The following is a 19,208-nucleotide window of genomic DNA, read 5'->3' as shown; positions in this document are numbered from 1 at the left end:
TTTCGTTCCATGCAAGGAACTTTTGTGAAGGCGTACCGGGTGTACGGCAAGCAAAAGTGACGCCGCAGGGGGCGGAAAGGCGGTCTAAGATGCCCCCGAGCGGGTGTGCAGACACGCCCTAGAGCAACAACAAAAAAGACCATCCGCAAAGGATGATCCTGTATGTATGGTTTGCTTGCAATTGCATGATCAGTTATCGACTGAAAGCAATGAATGGTGCCGTCGAGAGGACTTGAACCCCCAACCTACTGATTACAAGTCAGTTGCTCTACCAGTTGAGCTACAACGGCGAAGTATCTTGCAAACCCTAAGAAAGATAATAGCATGGACTTGCGGAAACTGTCAACAGATTTTTCGAAAAAAAATATGCACGTACTTCAAGGCGCTGGATAGGGCCGCTGATGCTCACCGCCTGGCCTGCTGTCTCATAGACTAGGATGAATGATCTTCGCAAAGAAGGGAGCAAAACTTAATGCCGGCAATTCCGAATTTCCCGCCGGAGCTGATGGCGGAGCACCGCAATTGGCACCGCGCCAGGCACCAAGTGGATACGAACAACCCGCCGCCCGGTTATGGCCGGGACTTCCTGCAATTCCATCGGCAGTATATTGCCAAGGCGAGACAATGGTATCTGCAGCAAGGCTATGACCCATCCTACATTCAGCCCTGGGTGCTGCCTCCCGAGCCGATTCGCCGATCACCGTGCTACAACCTGGCGGCCGAACAGCGGATCACGATGAATCCGAGGTCTTTTGCCAGTGCGGACGAACTGGGATGGTTTATCGAATCCTCGGGCTTGCATAACTGCATCCATCAACAATCGGCGCTCTATTACAACGAGCCCGCTCTGAACAACCTCGATATTGCGCCGGGCAGCACTGTATTCTATCAAATCCATGGCATGATCGATCGATGGTACAGCGAATGGGAGGCAGCGACCGGCCTGTCGACAACGCCAGCCCAGCGCGCCGTTCGCCGACCGAGTCGCAGAGGAGGAGCGCGCAATTCCCGGGCAGGCTTGCGCAGCGCCAGTACGAAGCGTAGTCGTCCGCCCGGCAAGCATATCCGCAGCAGGTTCTCAGCTCTAGGGGGCAAGACTGCACAGGTGAAGGGCAGGCCTGGAGCCCAGGCCCGCCGCCGCCATGGTGCGCGCCAGTAATCAGTGCCCCGCGCCATGCATCAGCGCCGCCAGCGCGCCTAGCTGTTTCCTATACGAAGCTCTAGGCGCCGTCTAGCGGCAGGCCAGTACCCCATGCAACGCCTCAGCGCCTAGCTGACCGCCTCCGGGACTGCTAGGTTGCCGGGCTGCTCTTGGCTTCCAGATGAGAGGTGCAATGCGCGCAACGCGTCGCTTCCAGCGGAATCGTCGACAGGCAATAGCCGCATTTTTTGTCCGTCGGCGCCGCTGGCGGCTCCTCTGGAGTCTCTTGCTTGCGGCGCAGCGTGTTCGCGACCTTGACGATCAGGAATACACACAGCGCGACGATCAGGAAGTCAATGACCGTGCTGATGAACTGGCCATAAGCGATGACCGCGTGGCCAGCCTGTTGAGCTTCCGCAAGCGAGGTGACGGGCTGTCCGTTCAGCAGCTTCTCGTTGTCGAGATTATAGTACAGATCGGAGAAGTTCATGCCTCCTAGTACCTTGCCGATCGGCGGCATGATAAGATCGTTCACGGCGGAAGTAACGATTTTGCCGAAGGCGGCGCCGATGATGATGCCCACTGCGAGATCGATAACATTGCCTTTCACTGCAAATTCCTTAAACTCCTGAAAAATTTTTTTCAAATTCTCTTCTCCTTCCTTGGGCGATTTACACTAAGTATACCTGATTTCTGCAAAAATATCAGGAGGGTCGAAGGAAGCAGCGTTGTCGAGTTTTGCCGTAAAAAACGTTACTTGAAAAAGGATTTTATGGTAAAATGTCGAATTTTAACAATGATAGAGAATTAGCAAGCGAATGAGGGACATCATGGGCGCGTATTTTGAGACCAGCGAGCTGTTTTTGCTGGCATTGGCATTATCCATTGGCGTTTTATCCGCATATTTATTTTTGTATCGTATAGGCGATCGTCAGGAACGGACGGAGTCGCAGTGGTATTCGATCATATGGCCGGCGTTGTTCGTCCTGGGTATCGCTGTTATGCAGCTGCTGATCCAGCTGGTGTCGGACTCCCCGGTCGAACTGAATATCGGCCTGCTGGCATCGTATCTAATCGCAGTCCTGCTCGTCAAGGCAGGGCTGCTGCTGACGCGCGGTCAACCGTCGTCTCTACTGAGCTGGCTGATCCTCAGTCTGGTGCTGACGTTGGCCCAGCTGGTGCTGCAATACTGGCCGCTGCTGTCGTCCCTGAACAGGGGATTCACCTTGCATGCGGGACTGACCGCAGGCGCACTGGCGATCCAATGGGGCGGCAGTATGCTGGCCTTCTACTTGCATGAGCGCTCCAAGGATGACAGTCCGCTGCCTGGAGCGCTGCTACTCGGGGTCTCGGCCATGGCCATGCATCTGATCAGCATCGAGGCACTCACGATTGAATACGGGCAAGTTATGACAGCCGATCTGCTCAGCGATCAACTGAAGGTATTGGCTGGCGGTATCGGCGTCGCCACGATGCTGATCCTCAGCGTATGTCTGCTCGTCTACCTGACGCGTCGACAGCTCGGGCAAGTCGATGAGCAATATCGGCTGCTGGTCGAAAGCTCGCTCGATATGATCGCTATCGTCCAGAAGGGCAGATGGGTGTACATCAATCGCTCGGGGTTGAAGCTGCTGGAGGCGGAGCAGGCGAGCGAGCTGCTCGGAGCAGAGGTGTGGCCAAGCCTGCACAGCAGACATCATCACGAGCTGAGCGAACAGCTGGGCAAAGGATGGCCGAAGCCGTCCGCCGTGCCGTTCGAGCAGGAGTGGATCAGTCTGAAGGGCAAGGTGCTGCATACCGAGGTCGTCATCAATCCGATCCGGACGGGAGGCCAGTCGGCGACCCAACTGATCGTCCGCGATATTACCGAACGCAAAAAAAACGAGGAGCTGCTAATCAGCTCCGAGAAGCTCTACGTAGCAGGCCAACTGGCCGCCGGGATCGCTCACGAGATACGGAATCCGCTCACCTCGCTAAAGGGCTTTATGCAGTTGATCTCCACAGGGAGAGGGGACCCGAGACGGTATCAGGACATTATGCATAACGAACTGACCCGCATCGAGTCGATCGTCACCGAGCTGCTCATGTTATCCAAGCCGCAGCTGGCGGAGTTGAGCTACTGCGATGCCAGGCAGGTGCTCCAGGATACGTTGGCGCTGCTGGCTCCTCAGGCCAATCTGTATCAGATCAGAATGGAGGTCGATTATGGCGAGGCACCGCTCTGGCTGCGGGGTGTAGAGAATCAAATCAAGCAAGTATTCATCAATGTCCTCAAAAATGCGATCGAAGCGATGCCCGCCGGGGGCAGTATTCGCATCCGCAGTCTCAAGACGCCTACCCATGTACATATCCGTATCCAGGATGAGGGCCCGGGGCTGACAGAGGAGCAGCTCGCCAGGCTCGGTCAGCCGTTTTACACGACCAAGGATCGCGGGACGGGACTGGGGCTGATGGTAAGCTTCAAAATCATCGATAACCATAAAGGAAGCATTGCGCTTTCGAGCAAGCCCGGCCAAGGCACGACCTGCGATATTGGCCTGCCCTATGCAGTGGAGGGGGAGGAGGGCAGCTCACGATTCAAGCCGGACAAGGATTAATCGCCGACGCTGTGCTTTTTGCTGCGGCATCAGCTATAATAAGCGCAGGAGGAGATCCAGATGGCCGAAGCGCTTAAAAATGTATACGATGTACCCTTTATAAATGGATTGGCAACGCAGCTCTGCGAAGCTTGGGACGGCTTCGAGGAAGCGCGTTTTTTGGGTCTGATCTGGACCGACGACTGGGAAGACAGCCCATTGAAGACGAGGATGCGCATCATTACGAGAGCGCTGGGACGTTGTCTGCCCGAGCGCTATAGCGATGCGCTTGAGATATTGTACCGTTTCGATCAGACCTGCAAAGGGCTGCCGTACTTGATCTTCCCCGACTTTGTGGAGCAGTTCGGACAAGCGCCGGAGGATTGGGACGTCTCGATGAGGGCATTGGCGCGCTTTACCCGCGGTTCGTCGTCCGAGTTTGCCGTGCGGCCCTTCCTGATTCGCGATCCCGAGCGGATGATGCAGCAGATGAGGCGCTGGGCGGAGGATGACGATGAGCATCTGCGTCGGCTGGCCAGCGAGGGCTGTCGACCGCGATTGCCTTGGGGGCAGGCGCTCGTCATGTTCAAGCAGGACCCATCGCCGATCATCCCGGTGCTGGAGCTGCTGAGGGAGGACGATTCGCTCTACGTGCGCAAAAGCGTAGCCAACAATCTCAACGATATCGTCAAGGACCATCCGGAGCTCGTCAAGGAACTGGCTGCTCGCTGGTTCGGCGTCCATCCGCATACAGACTGGATTATCCGGCACGGCTGCCGCACCTTGATCCGTCGGGACGACCCGCAGACGCTGGCCTTGTTCGGCTATAGCGCCGAGCAGGAAGGACTGGCGGCAGCGGCCGCCTTGACGCTGTCTCATAACGAGGCGGCGATCGGCGATCAGATCGAACTGGCGTATGAGCTGCGAGTGCGAGAGGGCGAGGCTGTCCGGGTCCGGGTCGAGTATGCGATCAGCTTCGTTAAGTCAAGCGGTCGCAGCACGGACAAGCGCTTCCTGCTCTCCGACCGTACCGTGGAGGGCGGCGCCCGTCTGAGCGGCAAGCGCAAGCATAGCTGGGCCGATCTGTCGACTCGCAAGCATTATCCGGGATCGCATCGCATACGTCTCCTCGTCAACGGCACGCCCGTCGCCGAGGCACAGCTTAACCTGCTGCCGCAGGCAGAGGTGCGGGGGGAGCAGGCATGACCGTAGGTGCGCGGGTACTGAAGACCGGATTGGCGGTTGCTCTTGCGATCTTCCTCAGCGAGCTGCTGCAGTTTCCGTCGCCGATCATCGCCGCTGTGGCGGCGATCTTCACGATTCAGCCGTCCATCTATCGCTCGTGGAAGCAGATGCTCGACCAGGTGCAGGCCAATCTGATCGGCGCGGCGATCGCGTTGGCGGCCGTTCAGCTGTTCGGGAGTACGCCGATCGCTGTCGGTCTCGTCTGCATCGTCGTCATCCTGATCAACATCAAGCTGCGGATGGAGAGCACGATCGGTCTGACGCTGGTGACAGTCGTCGCGGTCATGGAGGCACACGCTACCGGCTGGTGGTTCGCCGTAGATCGGCTGTCGATGGTACTGACCGGGATGGGGGCGGCCTTCACGGTCAATATCGCGTTGTTCCCGCCGCGTCCGCGCCATCAGTTCAACGTCCAGGTGACGCAGGCCAGCCAGCAGCTGTCGCTGCTGTTGCGGACTGCGATCTCCAACGAGATGAAGGAGCAGGTGTACAAAAAAGAGCGCGATCAACTGCACGGCTTGCTGCGCAAGCTCGATGAGCAATACAGCTTGTTCGACGAGGAGCGGGCGCTGACCGCTAGCAGCAAGCAGAGCCGAGCCAGACAACTCGTCTTGTCCAAGCAGATGATCAAGGCGCTGCACAAAGGCGAGGATTTGCTCGATGCGGTGGAGGAGCATTACTTCGCCGCGCCGGAGTCAGTCACCTGGGCGCAGGCATTCGATCGGCAGATCGAGGATCTGACCAAGTACCATGAGCATATCCTGCTCAAGGCCGAGGGCAAAATCAAGCCGCGTGCCGACATCGGGCCGGACGGACAACAGGGCAGCCGGTTGGTCGAGCAGCTCTCCGACTATTTGAGCATCGATCCCAAGGAGCGGCAGCGTCTCGTGTTCGTCGGGGCAGCGATGTTCGAGTATGCTTATCACTTGCGGCGTCTGGAAAAGCTGGTCGAGCAGGTGGAGCTGCGACAGACGGAGAGCGAGGAAGGCGAAGCGCCAACGTCAAATTGAAGGGTTGCCAAGCGGCAGCTTTTCTTTTATAATAAAAATAAACCAAACGGTCGGTTTTTTGTCCGTGGCGGAAGGAGGAAGGAAAATGGCTGTTGGCGTCAAAGGGGAGCGCAAGCGCGAGCAAATCCTGGAGAAAGCCAAGGAACTGTTCATCAGCCAGGGTTATGCGGCGACGACGATGGAGGACCTGGTCCGCTACAGCGGCTTTAGCAAGGGCAGCATCTACTATCATTTCGACAGCAAGGAGGAGCTGTTCCTGCAGCTGTTGAATAAGCACAATATCGAGTGGAGCGAGGCCTGGAGGGCGCGCGAAGCTCGCTACAGCAGCTTTTCCGAGCGTATCTACGGTGTCGTGGAGTTCTATATTGAGGACTTCTATAATCCGTTGGTCAAGGTAGCCGAAGAGTTCGGCATGGCCCAAAAAAATCAGGATATATTGGATCGGCTGCTCGTCAATATTAAGTCGCCGAGGGCGATCTATGCCGAGATACTGCAAGAAGGCGTGGAGGCGGGCCTGCTGCGCGATCTGCCAGCCGACGAGTTGGCTGTACTGTTCGCCGCGCAGCTCGACGGTCTGAGCATTATCCACTACGAATATGACAAAGCCGAGACCGAGCGGATGTACCGGCTAGTTGTCGATTGCTTTTTGCATGGGGTGCTCAAGCCAAGCTAGCGTCTGTAGACGATAGGGGGGTACCGGTGCCAAGAGGCAGGGAGGGACAGGAGTGTTCTGTGTCTCCTTGCGATTAAAATTAAACCGACCAGTCGGAATTCTATCAAAGGGGAAATCCACTCATGAAAACGCTGCTTGGCAACCGTGTATTCGTACTCGTCATGGCGTCCGACTTGCTCCAGCAGATCGGCATCTGGATTCGCAATATGGCGTTGCTCTACTTTGTCGTCGCGCAGACGAATGGCGATCCAATCGCCGTGTCTTTGCTTACAGTGGCCGAGTATGCGCCAATCTTTATCTTCTCGATCATCGGGGGCGTTCTCGCCGATCGTTGGCGCCCCAAACGGACAATGATCATCGGAGACCTGTTGAGCTTGCTCTCGATCGCGCCGATCCTGTGGGCCGTTCAGGCCGGGTATTGGCAGGCGGTCTTCGTCGCTGCCGGCGTTTCCGCCATCGTGTCGCAATTTTCTCAGCCCTCATCGATGAAGATGTTCAAGCGTTATGTGCCGGACAGTCAGGTCGGATCGGCAATCGCCTTCTCGCAGACGATGTCCTCCTTGTTCATCATTGGCGGGCCGGTGCTCGGCACGTTCATCTACACGCGCTATGGCATCAGCTTCTCGCTCTCCAGCCTGCTCGTGCTGTTCGCGCTCTCGGCGCTTTGTCTGTCGCTGCTGCCCAAGTCGGAGCCAGTGGATCGCACAGAGCGCACCAGCGTCTATGCGGAGTGGAAGAGCGGTCTTGGCTACGTCAAGGGCAAACGCCAACTGCTCGTGCTGTTTGGTCTGTTCGCGTTGATCGCCTTGTCCGCGGGTCTGATCCAGCCGCTCGAGATCTTCCTGATCACCGAACGGCTGCAGCTCCCGGAGGCCAGTCTGCAGTGGTTCACGGCGGTGAGCGGAATGGGGATGCTGCTGGGCGGCATACTGGCAGGAGTCCTGTCGGCAGGGGGACATCTGCTCGGCAAGGAGAGACGGATCCTGCTGCTGGGGACGCTCGTCTTCGGAGCTGCGACCATCGTCGAGGGCTTATCCCTCTGGCCGTTCCTGACGGGCTCCATGCGGCTGATGACGGGCGTGCTGCTGGCCTTCATGCAGACGGTGATGGCGACGATTATGCTGACCTCGGTGGAGGAGCGATACGTCGGCCGGATCAATGGGTTGTTCACGCCGCTCTTTACCGGCTTCCTGCTGCTCGGCACCGCTTGTGCAGGCGTATACATGCATGCGACCTCGCTCACCTTCGTCTTCATCACCTCTGGCCTGATCCTTGGCGCGGCATCGTTCGTTACGCTCGGACTAAGATCAGGACCCGCGCTTGCACCCGGCGAGTCAGTGGCGGTCGTACCCCGCGCGCCAGGACTAGAGGCAGAGTAAGGAGGTCCAGGTCAAATAAGCAAAGCCTCCCGTCCCTGTAGTCAGGGAGAGGGAGGCTTTGCTATGCTTTGACCGGCTATTCGCAGGAGCGATTGTACGGCCGTCGTGCGCCCGGAATTTCGCGGCTGTCTATTCCTGATCCTTCGGATGGCGACGCGGATGCTGCAGATGCGCCTCCAGATTACTCACCTTTTTCTCCGGGATCAGCCGCGGGTCGGTACGTCCTTCATGGTGGTTGTCGAAGTCCATCTCTACCAGCTCCCATTCGGTCGTGCCGAGCTGAGGGTCGGCAGGGAAGACGTCGCCTCGCTTGAGCGGGGTCTCGCCGCCCCACTCGTTGCGATAGATGCCGTCGGTCTCGACAGGCTCGCCGGAGACGGGCAGCATCTCATGATAGTCGTTGGGATGATCGCTCATCGGATGCATCGCTCCTTGTCAGATCGGATCAAGTCTCCTCCATAGCATCTCACAACAAGCGACGGATTATGAGCGAGCGAGGCTCGCAGTCAAAACGAATAACGGCGCTCCAGCCGTCGGCCTCCATACCACATCAGCAGCATTACGCCTACCGCCAGCAGAATCCGCCATGGCTCGTCCCACAGATCGGTAATGTTGAAGCTTAGCAGCGAGACGCAAATAATCATGACGCCTTTGCCCATAGTAACTGCGAGCAGGAAGGTGCGGAACGGCACCGTGCTCAGCCCTGACGCGATGTTGATCAGCGACGACGGGGAGAAGGGGAGACAGGCAAGCAGGAAGATGGGCGTGAAGCCCTTGCGTTCGATCCAGTGAAAAAACCGCGCCGTCGCCGGATACCGTCGTTGCAGCCAGGCGCCGAAGCGGCCGCCTAGCTTGCGAGCGATCCAGAACAGCAGGATGCAGCCTAGCGAGACGCCAAGCCAGGAGTAAATAATACCAGGCCCCAGGCCGTAGATGTTGGCATTGGCAGCGATAATCAGCAGCAGCGGGAGGAAAGGCAGGAGCGCCTCGAGCAGCGGGGCTGCGATGCCGGGAAGCGGCCCGTAGGCGGAGTAGCTCTCCAGCGCTTGCTGGATCGTCTCAGGGTTCATCGTGGATAGCTCCCGTATCCATTCCTTTATCATACTCATGCGGGTAGACTCCATTTCATAGCTAGATCAACAGATTATACAGCAGCGGGTCCTTGTTGAGCTCCAGGTACTGGAAGCCCTTGCGATCGAGTCGCTCGATGAGCGGCTCATAGTCGCTGCGCTGCTTCAGCTCGATGCCGACGAGTGCCGGGCCGTTGTCCTTGTTGTGTTTTTTGGTATATTCGAATCGGGTGATGTCGTCGGTCGGACCAAGCACATCGTCGAGGAACTCGCGGAGCGCGCCAGCGCGCTGCGGGAAGTTGAGCATAAAGTAATGCTTTAGCCCCTCATGAATCAGCGAGCGTTCCTTAATCTCTTGCATTCGGTCGATATCATTATTCCCACCGCTGACGATGCATACTACCGTCTTGCCGGCGATGGCTTCGCGGTACTGCTCTAGCGCTGCGATCGGCAGCGCTCCGGCAGGCTCGGCGACGATCGCGCTCTCGTTGTACAGCTCCAGCAGCGTCGTGCATACCCGTCCCTCGGAGACGATGGCGATCCCGTCTAGATAATCGCGACACATCGCATAGGTCAGGTCGCCGACGCGCTTGACGGCGGCGCCGTCGACGAACTTGTCGATCTCCTCAAGCGGCGTAACACGACCGGCTGTCAGCGAGGCTTGCATCGAGGGCGCGCCTTCGGGCTCGACGCCGATCAGCCGGATATCCGGCGCAGCCGACTTGAGATAGGCCCCGACGCCGGCAGCCAGCCCGCCGCCGCCGACGGTCATGAACACATAGTCGGGCGTCTCGCTGGCCGCCTCCATGATTTCCAGACCGATCGTGCCGTTGCCGGCGATGATGCCGGGGTCGTCGAACGGATGGATGAAGGCCATGCTGTCCCGCTCGCTGACAGCGACTGCCTCCGCATAAGCGTCGTCGAACGTATCGCCGATGAGGACGATCTCGACGAGCGGACCGCCGAAAAAGGACACCTGGTGAACTTTTTGGCGGGGTGTTGTCGAAGGCATGAAGATGCGGCCGCGAACCCCCAGCACCTGACAGGAATAAGCGACGCCTTGGGCATGGTTGCCGGCGCTGGCGCAGACGACGCCGCGCGCAAGTTGCTCGGCCGGCAAGGACTTCATCGCATGATAGGCGCCGCGCAGCTTGAAGGAGCGTACGACCTGCAGATCCTCGCGCTTGAGCAGCACCTTGCAGCCGTAACGCTCCGAGAGGACGCGGCTGTACTGGAGCGGCGTACGGCTTGCGACGTCCTTGAGCAGATGCTGCGCAAATACGATATCTGTCAGCGTTACTGCCGCCTGCGTTTCTCCTGATTGTGGTTTCATCCGGATCATTCTCCTCTACTGTTCGGAATACAAAAAAATCCCGTCCCGAAGGGACGAGATCAACTCGCGTTACCACCCTTGCTTCCGCCCGCTCCGCCGGATCATCCGGCCGCGAGAAGACGGCGCTCTGCCACGTACGATCATACGCGCTCCTGTTAACGGTGGATGCCGTCCCGGCTTACTGACGCCTGCTGGCGGTTCGGCCCGGATTCTCGGGGAGGATATGCCATCGGAGCGGTCCATCGACTTCGCAGCAAGCAGTCGACTCTCTGAGGTACCGTTTATCCGTCGTCACGTGTTCCCGTCAACGAAACAAGTATATTACTTCTTTTATACGCTCCTTGCTGCCAAAAGTCAACCGACGAAAAATGATGCGTTTTGGGTTAAATTTCCTTTCAAAAAAGCGAATATCGTGCCGATATATATACTATATTGTCGAAAAAACAATGTGAGTTATTCAAAAGGCGGATATATGTTAGGTTCATGTAGGTCTATAGGTCTATTAAATGAGTGAAAACTAGTTCTTTAGATGTTGACTTTCGTAGAGTGGTTTGATTTAATAGAAATAACTTCCAACCAAAGTCCCGTATCCTCTTTTTTGCGGGCGCTCCGATCCAACATTTCACATTCCAGATCCAACACCGTACCTACTCATGAATGACTCGCAAAGGGTGATAAGGATATGGCGACGACCCGCAAACGAATCGGCGACTTGCTCGTCGATGCCGGCGTAATCACGCCGCAGCAGCTACAGCAGGCGCTGCAACAGCAGACAGAGATGAAGAAGCGGCTCGGCGATGTGCTCATCTCCGAAGGCTACATCTCTCAGCAGCAGTTCATCGAAGTGCTGGAGTTTCAGCTCGGTATCCCTCATGTCCAGTTGTTCCGACACAAGATCGACCCGAAGATCATCAGCCTGATCCCGCAGAAGCTGGCCACGCTCCATAACGTGCTCCCGCTGCGCGTCGACGGCGGCAAGCTGATCCTGGCGATGGCCGACCCGCTCGACTATTATGCGATCGATGAAGTCCGGATCGCCACCGGCATGCGCGTCGATCCCGTTATCGCCTCGCGAGACGAGCTGCTCCGCGCGATCAGCCGTTATTATGGCCTGCAGGAGACGATCGACCAGATCAGCCAGACGCTGCAATCCAGAGAGGTCGAATACGAGCTGCCGCGTCAGGATGACGACTCGCCCGTCGTCAAGACAGTCAACCAGATGATCACCCAAGCTGTCCTGCAAGGCGCTAGCGACATCCATCTGGACCCGCAGGAGGACAGCTTCCGGATCCGCTACCGGGTAGACGGCGTCATGCGAACCGAGCGGACGCTCCCGCCCAACATGCACGGCGTCATCACCGCCCGCATCAAGATTATGGCCAATATGAACGTCGCCGAGCGGCGGCTGCCTCAGGATGGCCGGGTCGAGCAGGAGGTCGATTATCGCAAGATCGACCTGCGGATCTCGACGCTGCCGACGATTCATGGCGAGAAGGTGGTGATGCGGATCCTCGATCTGGGCAGCACTCTTACCGAGGTGGACAAGCTGGCGTTCTCCAAGCGCAATGAAGAGGCCTTCCTCCGCAGCATCGAAGCCGCGCACGGCGTCGTCCTGATCACCGGACCGACTGGCAGCGGCAAGACGACGACGCTCTATTCCGCGCTGTCCCATCTCAATCGCGAGGATGTCAACATCGTCACGATCGAGGACCCGGTGGAATACCAGCTCGAAGGCATCAATCAAGTGCAGGTCAATCCGGTGACTGACCTGAGCTTCGCCCGCGGCCTGCGCGCGATCCTCCGCCAGGACCCGAACATTATCATGGTCGGCGAGATCCGCGATCAGGAGACGGCCGAGATCGCCATCCGGGCTGCGATGACCGGTCATCTCGTGATGAGCACGCTGCATACCAATCATGCGGTCAATGCCGTGAGCCGGCTGATCGACATGGGCATCGAGCCGTTCCTGATCGCTTCGGCCGTCAATGCCGTAATCGCCCAGCGGCTGGCGCGGATGAACTGCCCGGCCTGCACCGCGCCCTACGAGCCTGGCGAGGACGAGCGAGCGATCCTGCGCCAGCATGCGATCGATGCGTCCGTCCTGTATCGGGGCCAGGGATGCAGCGAATGCGGACGCACCGGATACCGGGGGCGGCTGGCGGTGCAGGAGGTACTCGTGCTCGATGACGAGCTGCGGTCGATGGTGCTCGCCAAGCGCTCCGATCGCGAGTACTATCGCTACGCGCTCGCCCAGGGGCTGGTGCCGATGCTCGTCGATGGGCTGCGCAAGGCTGCCGAGGGCAAGACGACGATCAGCGAGATCTATCGCGTCGTCGGCGAAGAGGCGTGAGCAAGCGATTGGAAGATCGGGCGCTCCGGCATCATCGAGAGAAAGAAGGGGAAGACCATGCCATCGGCAGAGAACTTGTTGCACCATGCTTGCTCCGCAGGCGCATCCGACATCCATCTCACCGTAGATTCGCCGGTCATGCTGCGGGTGGACGGCAAGCTGAGCGCGCTGGGAGACGCTGCGCTCACCGCGGCCGACACTGCCGACTGCGCCCGTCAGCTGCTCACCGGCGAGCAATACCAGACGCTGCTGACGCGCGGCGAGATCGATCTGTCCTATAGTCTGGAGGGCGTCTCCCGATTCCGGGTCAATGCGTACAAGCGCAAGGGCTGCGTCAGTCTGGCGATCCGTCTCATCCCGAGCCGCATCCCGGTGCTTGAAGAGCTCGGACTGCCGGCGGTCGCAGAGCAATTCGCTACGCGGCGGCAAGGGCTCGTGCTCGTCACCGGCCCGACAGGGAGCGGCAAGTCGACGACGCTGGCCGCGATCATCGACTATATTAACCGCCACCGCAGCGACCACATCATCACGCTGGAGGACCCGATCGAGTTCGAGCATCGGCACAAGCGCTGCATCGTCAACCAGCGCGAGGTCGGCGCCGATACGGAGAGCTTCGCCAGCGGGCTGAGAGCAGCGCTCCGTCAGGACCCCGAGGTGATCCTGGTCGGCGAGATGCGCGATCTGGAGACGATCAGCACGGCGATCACGGCGGCGGAGACCGGCCATCTCGTCTTCGGCACGCTGCATACGGCGGATGCGCCGCAGACGATCGACCGGATCATCGATGTGTTCCCGCCGCAATCCCAACAGCAGGTGCGGATCCAGCTCGCAGCGGTGCTGCTGGGCGTCATGGCGCAGCGGCTGCTGCCCGCCGCAGACGGCCGAGGACGCGTCGCCGCTATCGAGTCGCTGGTCAACACGCCGGCCGTGGCCAATCTGATCCGCTCGGAGAAGGTGCATCAGATCCGCTCGGTCATGCAGACCGGACGCGCCCAAGGCATGACGACGATGGACAATGCACTGCGCGAGCTGCTGCAGCAGGGCCGGATCACGCCGGCGGAGGCCAAGCAAGCGATGTTCGGCTTTGGCGATCAGCTTGCTTAACTGAGATTGCGTAGCGTGAGCCTGCACAGCATCGGGTATGCAGCGAGATAGCCATAGGAGGGAGACAGCAGCGTATGGCCAAGTACCGATATCGAGCCGTCGACGGCGCAGGCAAGCGGCGACGCGGCGTCGTCGAGGCTTCGACCGAGCAGCAGGCGCTCGAGCAGCTGAGCGACCAGCAGCTCTGGGTGTCGCAGCTGACGGACTTGAGCCGCAGCCTCTTGTACCGGGAGATCGAGTTAGGCGGTCCGAAGGTCAAGACGGAGCACTTCACCGTGTTTTGCCGCCAGCTGGCGACGATGTATCGCTCAGGCATCAGTCTCGTCGAGTCGGTGCGGGTGCTCAGCGAGCAGTCGCCGGGCAAGCCGTTCCGCAAGATCCTCGCTGACATCACGGCGGAGATGCAGGGCGGGGCTGCGTTCTCGATCGCTGTGGCGGCGCATCCGAAGGTATTCACCCCGGTATTCGTCAATATGGTGCGGGCCGGCGAAGCGGGCGGCAATCTGGACGAGATGCTGGAGCGGCTGGCCGTCTTCTTCGAGAAGGAGCGGGCGACGCGGGAGAAGGTCAAGTCGGCGATGGTGTACCCGATCATCATGCTGATCATCATGACGCTGGTCGTCGTCTTCATGATGCTGTTCGTCATCCCGCGTTATGTCGAGAGCTTCGCGATGATGGATATCGAGCTGCCGCTGCCGACCGTGATCGTCATGCGAGCGAGCGAATGGATGCAGAGCTACTGGTACGTGCTGCTCGCCCTGCTGGCCTTGCCGGCGCCGCTACTGCGGCTGCTCCGGCGCAGCGAGCGGGCGAGCCGCCAGCTCGATTACTGGAAGCTGAGGCTGCCGGTGTTCGGCAAGCTCTGGCACAAGCAGGCGATCGCTCGCTTCAGCCGCACCTTCAGCTCGCTCTACGTCGCCGCCATCCCGATCCTGCAGAGCCTGGCGATCGTCTCGCATGTCGTCGGCAATGCGGCGATCGGCAAGGTGATCGCGGATATCCGGGATGAGGTGCGCAGCGGCAACTCGATCGCCGATCCGCTGGAGCGGACCTGGCTGTTCCCGCCGATGGTCGTCCAGATGATCTCCGTCGGCGAGCGCTCTGGCTCGCTCGACACGATGCTGGAGAAGGTGGCGGACTTTTACGAAGCCGATGTCGACGCGCTCGCCGATCGACTCAAAGTGCTGCTCGAGCCGCTCATGATCGTCGCCCTCACCGGCGTGGTCGGCCTGATCGTGCTCGCCGTGCTCATGCCGTCGTTCAAGCTGATGCAGAATATGTAACTGTAGTTGTGCGGGTGGGCGTTGAGGGGCCTGCGGAGACGCAGATGCAGATGCAGATGCAGATGGCGTCCAGTTGCATGTGGGGCGGTGGGACATGCGTGTGGCGTCGGGCACGGTTGCGTGGGGCGTCCCGTGAGTGGAATAGCTCTAGAAAGTAGAGTTAGCGTGGTGCGTCTGGCGTTCCGTGGGGGAATAGCTCTAGAAACTAGAGTTAGCGTGGCGCGTCTGGCGTCCCGTGAGTGGAATAGCTCTAGAAAGTAGAGTTAGCGTGGCGCGTCTGGCGTTCCGTGGGGGAATAGCTCTAGAAACTAGAGTTAGCGAGGTGCGTTGGGCGTTCCGTGAGCGAAATAGCTCTAGAAACAAGAGTTAGCGGTGTGTGTCTGGCGTTCCGTGAGTCGAATAACTCTAGAAATTATAGTTATGGTCTGCTGTGACAGCCGGGATGCTAGTCCCCACCTTTATTTTTTACCAGTGAAGGACAAGCGTGCCACGGGGCTCAAGCGCGGGCAGCGGTTCGGGTATTCCAGCGAGCGTTCCAAGGAAGGGACGCCTCTGCTGATCAACATAAAGAAATGAAACCAAGGATTTGGAGAGGAGTTTTATACGATGGTAAAAACATTGCGCAACCAAAAAGGGATCACGCTCATTGAACTGCTGGCTGTCATCGTCATCATCGGCATCGTCGCCGCGATTGCGGTTCCGGCGATTGGGAAGACAATTGATAATGCACAGACCAAAGCAGATCAGGCAAGTAAGATTCTGGTTGAAGAAACGGCTGTTCGTTATGCGCTTGATGGTAATGGTACATTTACTAACGAGCAGATGACAGTAACAATTGGAACTTTAGTTAGTCAGGGGTACTTGAATTCTTCCCCAAGTTTTGAAAAATTTGGGTATACGGATTCAACAAATATTACAGTCACGAAAGAGCCTAATATTGGAAGCTTTAAGGCGGAATTACCCACTCCTAGTTCCTAACTTATTGTTGTAAATAATCCGGTGCAAGTAGCTGATAAGCATAGAAAGGGGCAGCTGCGATGTGGTGGTTAACGGGAGCAGCTACCTTGTGCGGCTTGCTATTGGGCGTGGTGCTGAACGGGATCGCGATGCGTTGGGATAGCCGATTAACAACCTTATCTACACAGGAACGCAGTCACAACCCGGCGATGGCCATCCCAGCAGCGCAGATGACCATACGGGTCTCTGTGCGGCCGCCATCCACTGATACGACCCATCGCCCTAATGGCATGGTCGAGTGGCTGGCGCCACACCCGCACATCGCCGACACAGCATCGACTCGCCTCTGGCAATACCCGCTCGGCGCGGCAGCCGCTGCGGTTGTGTACGCTGTGTCGGTGGCGACGGTAGGCATGCGCTGGGAGCTGCTGCTGTTGCTGTGGTGCGTCTCTATCCTGTACGTCATCGTCCAGACCGATCTGGCCGAGCGGATCATCCCTGATCGGGTCGTGCTGGCGGGCGCGGCGGGGCTGCTCGCGATGCGGCTATGGATCCGTCCGTTGCCGCTATGGGACTATCTTGTTGCTTCACTAATTGGCAGCGGCGCGTTGCTGTTGATCGGCATGGTCGGGCAGCGGCTGCTCGGCAGGGAGACGATGGGCGGCGGCGACATCAAGCTGTATGTTTTTATCGGTCTGATGCTGGGGTGGAAGCTGACGCTGCTCAGTCTGTTCGCCGCCAGTCTGATCGGGCTACTGGTGACGATGCTGCTGCGACTGGCTGGTCGAGGGGCATATGGCGAGCTGGTGCCTTTCGGTCCCTATATTGCGGTCGGGGCATGGGCGGTGTATTTGTGGGGCGAGGGCTGGCTGGGCGCGTATTTGACATGGGTGCAAGGCTTGGTTGCGACAGGCTAGCGTCAGCTAGCTTATTCGCGTCTATACCTCTTTTATTTGCCTGTATCATTAGTGATCCCGTTAACAGTCTGCGCGCTATATCATATAGGCCATTGATGATTAACGCTGCAGATCATTGCCGTCGTTTATAATCGATGGCATTAACCATGATGACCCTTATTAGTATCTCGCTTCCAGGCGATGGAACCCAAGCAATGACACTACGACACTATTGGGTCAGAGCCCATCGGTCGTATAGACGACGGTCGAGGTGGTGTGCTGCTGATTGCCCGGAAGGGCCATGACAAGCGTAATCTCGATGCGGCTGCCGTTGGGGCTGCCGGGGTCCGGGGCGGTGACGACGATGCTGGTATCCGCTACCTGGCTGGAGAACAGATGTCGGCTCGGCGATCCGAGCACGCCCTGGTCGTCGAGGAGCTGCTGCTCAACGGTGAAATCGCCGGTCGTACGATCCCAGGCATAGTGCACATAGTCTCCGTGCTCGCCATGCAGCCACAGCTCGGACGGCGCGTTCTGCGAGGCGTTCATGCCGTTGCGGGCGGAGCTGACGAGATGCTGGACGATGTCGCGCGATTGCTGGAGCGCAGACTCGCGGGATTGCAGCTGGGCGGCGCTCGAGTGCGTCTGATTGACGAGATACAATAGCGTACCCAGGACGAGCACAGTGAGCGACAAGGCGGCGAGCACCTCGATTAGCGTCACGCCGCGCGAGTTGCCTCTTATCATGACAGACACCTCCTCAGGATGCGTGGATGCATGGCCTAGTCAATACTCCAATACTCCAGATAAGCTTCAAGCGTATAGGGGCGCTGCTTGCCCTGTGCCTCGCTGGTGATCGTAATCAGTTTGAAGCTACTGTCGAGATCGAGGGTATCGTCGCCGGCACTGATGCTCGGCAAGTGTCCGTCTGCCGAGACGATCGAGAGCGTCAGCTCTGCCTCCGTTGTCCCGGGATAGTAGAGGAGAAGCGGGGCCGTGGTGTTGATCCGCAGCAGGTCCAGATCTATCGTCTGGCCGTAGAGCTCTAAGGTGCGACTGGTCGGCTCGCCGAGATGTCCGCGCAGCTCCTCCATGATGGTGCGGGTCACCTGGACCGAGCGATCGATCCCGTCGTTGTCTCTGGAGAAGACGCTCGTCTGCTGGAGCGCGTAGGTGATGGTGAGGACGGCTACCGCCAGCAAGGCGACGGAGCCGAGCACTTCGATGAGCGTGACGCCGCGTTGATTGGCCATAGGTAGGACACCTCGCTAGAGCGTTGGCATAGGATTCTTAGTTATTACATTAAGGGACAAGGAGAGAATTGGCAATGCATAATTCGATGCGATCCGACAACGGAAATACGCTCGTCGCCGTCTTTGCGTTGATCGTCATGCTCTCCTTGCTCGTGACGCCGCTGCTCGCCTACGTCAACACGGGGATGCTCCAATCGATCACGGGCGGCCATGCGGAGCAGGCCTATGCCAGGTCGAGCTCGGCAGCGGCGATGTTCAGCCGCGTCTACCGCGAGCTGTACTACGTCCGCGACGGCGTGCTGTCGGAGGCGGAGGTGGTCGACATAGCCGAGCAGGTGGCCGAGATCGCCGAGCTGAAGGTGGCGTACGAGCTCGTCCGCGATACGAGTCAGGTGTTGACGGCAGTAGCCTTCACCGGTCAAGGCGGCGAGGGCAGACTGATGCGCGAGAGCGAGGTTCGCGTCAAGCTGGAGCCGTTCAAGGAAGCGCCAGGCGGGACTGATCCCGGTACGGACCCTGGGACAGATCCCGGCACCAATCCCGGCGGTCCAGGCAATCCTGATCCTGGCACCGACCCTGGCACGAACCCGGGCGGCCCGTCCGATCCGGGTAGCGGCACGCCGGGCTCGGGCGCGACCGGGCGCGAGTTTTTTTTCACCCGTGCTGTCGTGAACGACAATCCGCTCCATAATCCGAACTTCTCTCGCTGCGACAGCGGACTGCCGCCGACCGTCACCTTCATGGACAACAACTATGACCGGGAGCGCTATCGCGAGGAGTTCGAGCTGTATGCCGACTATTATGTCGAGCGACTGTACGGCGAGGCGTACGATGCGCAGAGCGGAACGCCCCGGCCGCTGACGCCGTTGCAGGCGCCGCCGGTCGATGTCCAGGTGGCGCATGAGGTCACGGAGTCCGCGACGCGAGTCGCCCGCGAG

At 58.9% G+C, this 19,208-nt stretch carries 18 protein-coding genes and 1 tRNA gene; 12 read left to right on the top strand and 7 right to left on the bottom strand.

Annotation, left to right across the window (positions count from 1 at the left end):
• Window positions 1-214: 214 nt before the first annotated feature.
• Window positions 215-290: transfer RNA gene (locus PA598K_RS08150), tRNA-Thr, on the bottom strand.
• Between the two features lie 182 nt (window positions 291-472).
• Between PA598K_RS08150 and PA598K_RS08145 the strand changes: the two genes are divergently transcribed.
• Window positions 473-1,159, top strand: coding sequence for a hypothetical protein (locus tag PA598K_RS08145; RefSeq protein WP_128656478.1), 687 nt, complete (start codon window positions 473-475; stop codon window positions 1,157-1,159).
• 133 nt (window positions 1,160-1,292) lie between these two features.
• Here the strand turns inward: PA598K_RS08145 and mscL are convergent, their stop codons facing one another.
• Window positions 1,293-1,787 (bottom strand): large conductance mechanosensitive channel protein MscL, encoded by a 495-nt coding sequence (gene mscL / locus PA598K_RS08140; protein ID WP_128656477.1) that lies wholly within the window; start codon window positions 1,785-1,787, stop codon window positions 1,293-1,295.
• Between the two features lie 184 nt (window positions 1,788-1,971).
• Here mscL and PA598K_RS08135 point away from each other — a divergent pair, with 184 nt between their 5' ends.
• The 5 genes from PA598K_RS08135 to PA598K_RS08115 all read left to right on the top strand — a co-directional run bounded on the left by PA598K_RS08135 (window position 1,972) and on the right by PA598K_RS08115 (window position 8,024).
• Window positions 1,972-3,738: an ATP-binding protein gene (locus PA598K_RS08135; protein ID WP_185601703.1), complete on the top strand. Its 1,767-nt coding sequence runs from the start codon at window positions 1,972-1,974 to the stop codon at window positions 3,736-3,738.
• A gap of 60 nt (window positions 3,739-3,798) precedes the next feature.
• Window positions 3,799-4,923 carry a DNA alkylation repair protein gene (locus PA598K_RS08130; RefSeq protein ID WP_128656475.1) on the top strand — a complete coding sequence of 375 codons (1,125 nt, stop codon included), beginning with the start codon at window positions 3,799-3,801 and terminating at the stop codon, window positions 4,921-4,923.
• Window positions 4,920-5,972 (top strand): FUSC family protein, encoded by a 1,053-nt coding sequence (locus tag PA598K_RS08125; RefSeq protein WP_128656474.1) that lies wholly within the window; start codon window positions 4,920-4,922, stop codon window positions 5,970-5,972. Before PA598K_RS08130 ends, PA598K_RS08125 begins: the two co-directional genes overlap by 4 nt.
• A gap of 85 nt (window positions 5,973-6,057) precedes the next feature.
• Window positions 6,058-6,645 (top strand): TetR/AcrR family transcriptional regulator, encoded by a 588-nt coding sequence (locus PA598K_RS08120; protein WP_128656473.1) that lies wholly within the window; start codon window positions 6,058-6,060, stop codon window positions 6,643-6,645.
• A gap of 122 nt (window positions 6,646-6,767) precedes the next feature.
• On the top strand, window positions 6,768-8,024 hold the full coding sequence (locus PA598K_RS08115; RefSeq protein WP_128656472.1) for an MFS transporter: 1,257 nt from the start codon (window positions 6,768-6,770) through the stop codon (window positions 8,022-8,024).
• 129 nt (window positions 8,025-8,153) lie between these two features.
• On the opposite strand, the gene PA598K_RS08110 is transcribed toward PA598K_RS08115, so the two are convergent.
• The 3 genes from PA598K_RS08110 to ilvA all read right to left on the bottom strand — a co-directional run bounded on the left by PA598K_RS08110 (window position 8,154) and on the right by ilvA (window position 10,427).
• Window positions 8,154-8,441, bottom strand: a complete 288-nt coding sequence (locus tag PA598K_RS08110; protein WP_128656471.1) for a transposase — start codon at window positions 8,439-8,441, stop codon at window positions 8,154-8,156.
• A gap of 89 nt (window positions 8,442-8,530) precedes the next feature.
• Window positions 8,531-9,133 carry a TVP38/TMEM64 family protein gene (locus tag PA598K_RS08105; protein WP_128656470.1) on the bottom strand — a complete coding sequence of 201 codons (603 nt, stop codon included), beginning with the start codon at window positions 9,131-9,133 and terminating at the stop codon, window positions 8,531-8,533.
• A gap of 22 nt (window positions 9,134-9,155) precedes the next feature.
• On the bottom strand, window positions 9,156-10,427 hold the full coding sequence (gene ilvA, locus PA598K_RS08100) for a threonine ammonia-lyase IlvA (RefSeq protein ID WP_128656469.1): 1,272 nt from the start codon (window positions 10,425-10,427) through the stop codon (window positions 9,156-9,158).
• Between the two features lie 682 nt (window positions 10,428-11,109).
• Here ilvA and PA598K_RS08095 point away from each other — a divergent pair.
• The 5 genes from PA598K_RS08095 to PA598K_RS08075 all read left to right on the top strand — a co-directional run bounded on the left by PA598K_RS08095 (window position 11,110) and on the right by PA598K_RS08075 (window position 17,038).
• Window positions 11,110-12,777, top strand: a complete 1,668-nt coding sequence (locus tag PA598K_RS08095) for a GspE/PulE family protein (RefSeq protein ID WP_128656468.1) — start codon at window positions 11,110-11,112, stop codon at window positions 12,775-12,777.
• A gap of 57 nt (window positions 12,778-12,834) precedes the next feature.
• On the top strand, window positions 12,835-13,881 hold the full coding sequence (locus tag PA598K_RS08090; protein ID WP_128656467.1) for a type IV pilus twitching motility protein PilT: 1,047 nt from the start codon (window positions 12,835-12,837) through the stop codon (window positions 13,879-13,881).
• A gap of 74 nt (window positions 13,882-13,955) precedes the next feature.
• Window positions 13,956-15,164, top strand: coding sequence for a type II secretion system F family protein (locus PA598K_RS08085; RefSeq protein ID WP_128656466.1), 1,209 nt, complete (start codon window positions 13,956-13,958; stop codon window positions 15,162-15,164).
• 606 nt (window positions 15,165-15,770) lie between these two features.
• Window positions 15,771-16,142, top strand: a complete 372-nt coding sequence (locus tag PA598K_RS38750; protein ID WP_128656465.1) for a prepilin-type N-terminal cleavage/methylation domain-containing protein — start codon at window positions 15,771-15,773, stop codon at window positions 16,140-16,142.
• 59 nt (window positions 16,143-16,201) lie between these two features.
• Window positions 16,202-17,038: a prepilin peptidase gene (locus PA598K_RS08075; protein WP_128656464.1), complete on the top strand. Its 837-nt coding sequence runs from the start codon at window positions 16,202-16,204 to the stop codon at window positions 17,036-17,038.
• Window positions 17,039-17,254: 216 nt separating this feature from the next.
• Here the strand turns inward: PA598K_RS08075 and PA598K_RS08070 are convergent, their stop codons facing one another.
• Both PA598K_RS08070 and PA598K_RS08065 read right to left on the bottom strand, forming a co-directional pair.
• On the bottom strand, window positions 17,255-17,764 hold the full coding sequence (locus tag PA598K_RS08070) for a prepilin-type N-terminal cleavage/methylation domain-containing protein (RefSeq protein WP_128656463.1): 510 nt from the start codon (window positions 17,762-17,764) through the stop codon (window positions 17,255-17,257).
• A 35-nt stretch (window positions 17,765-17,799) separates the two neighbouring features.
• A complete protein-coding gene (locus PA598K_RS08065; RefSeq protein WP_128656462.1) occupies window positions 17,800-18,270 on the bottom strand; it encodes a type IV pilus modification PilV family protein in 471 nt (156 codons plus the stop codon).
• Window positions 18,271-18,344: 74 nt separating this feature from the next.
• Between PA598K_RS08065 and PA598K_RS08060 the strand changes: the two genes are divergently transcribed.
• On the top strand, window positions 18,345-19,208 hold an 864-nt coding region (locus PA598K_RS08060), incomplete at its 3' end, for a hypothetical protein (protein WP_185601701.1).

Source organism: Paenibacillus sp. 598K (assembly GCF_003851045.1).
Lineage (GTDB): Bacteria > Bacillota > Bacilli > Paenibacillales > Paenibacillaceae > Paenibacillus_D.
Note: the sequence above shows the minus strand (reverse complement) of the source record. Positions and strands in the feature narration are given on the sequence as shown.

Excerpts from the sequence above, each read along its gene's own strand:
- PA598K_RS08145 (WP_128656478.1), top strand. The coding sequence starts at position 473 with ATGCCGGCAATTCCGAATTTCCCGCCGGAGCTGATGGCGGAGCACCGC.
- PA598K_RS08135 (WP_185601703.1), top strand. The coding sequence starts at position 1,972 with ATGGGCGCGTATTTTGAGACCAGCGAGCTGTTTTTGCTGGCATTGGCA.
- PA598K_RS08130 (WP_128656475.1), top strand. The coding sequence starts at position 3,799 with ATGGCCGAAGCGCTTAAAAATGTATACGATGTACCCTTTATAAATGGA.
- PA598K_RS08125 (WP_128656474.1), top strand. The coding sequence starts at position 4,920 with ATGACCGTAGGTGCGCGGGTACTGAAGACCGGATTGGCGGTTGCTCTT.
- PA598K_RS08120 (WP_128656473.1), top strand. The coding sequence starts at position 6,058 with ATGGCTGTTGGCGTCAAAGGGGAGCGCAAGCGCGAGCAAATCCTGGAG.
- PA598K_RS08115 (WP_128656472.1), top strand. The coding sequence starts at position 6,768 with ATGAAAACGCTGCTTGGCAACCGTGTATTCGTACTCGTCATGGCGTCC.
- PA598K_RS08110 (WP_128656471.1), bottom strand. The coding sequence starts at position 8,441 with ATGAGCGATCATCCCAACGACTATCATGAGATGCTGCCCGTCTCCGGC.
- PA598K_RS08105 (WP_128656470.1), bottom strand. The coding sequence starts at position 9,133 with ATGAGTATGATAAAGGAATGGATACGGGAGCTATCCACGATGAACCCT.
- ilvA (WP_128656469.1), bottom strand. The coding sequence starts at position 10,427 with ATGAAACCACAATCAGGAGAAACGCAGGCGGCAGTAACGCTGACAGAT.
- PA598K_RS08095 (WP_128656468.1), top strand. The coding sequence starts at position 11,110 with ATGGCGACGACCCGCAAACGAATCGGCGACTTGCTCGTCGATGCCGGC.
- PA598K_RS08090 (WP_128656467.1), top strand. The coding sequence starts at position 12,835 with ATGCCATCGGCAGAGAACTTGTTGCACCATGCTTGCTCCGCAGGCGCA.
- PA598K_RS08085 (WP_128656466.1), top strand. The coding sequence starts at position 13,956 with ATGGCCAAGTACCGATATCGAGCCGTCGACGGCGCAGGCAAGCGGCGA.
- PA598K_RS38750 (WP_128656465.1), top strand. The coding sequence starts at position 15,771 with ATGGTAAAAACATTGCGCAACCAAAAAGGGATCACGCTCATTGAACTG.
- PA598K_RS08075 (WP_128656464.1), top strand. The coding sequence starts at position 16,202 with ATGTGGTGGTTAACGGGAGCAGCTACCTTGTGCGGCTTGCTATTGGGC.
- PA598K_RS08070 (WP_128656463.1), bottom strand. The coding sequence starts at position 17,764 with ATGATAAGAGGCAACTCGCGCGGCGTGACGCTAATCGAGGTGCTCGCC.
- PA598K_RS08065 (WP_128656462.1), bottom strand. The coding sequence starts at position 18,270 with ATGGCCAATCAACGCGGCGTCACGCTCATCGAAGTGCTCGGCTCCGTC.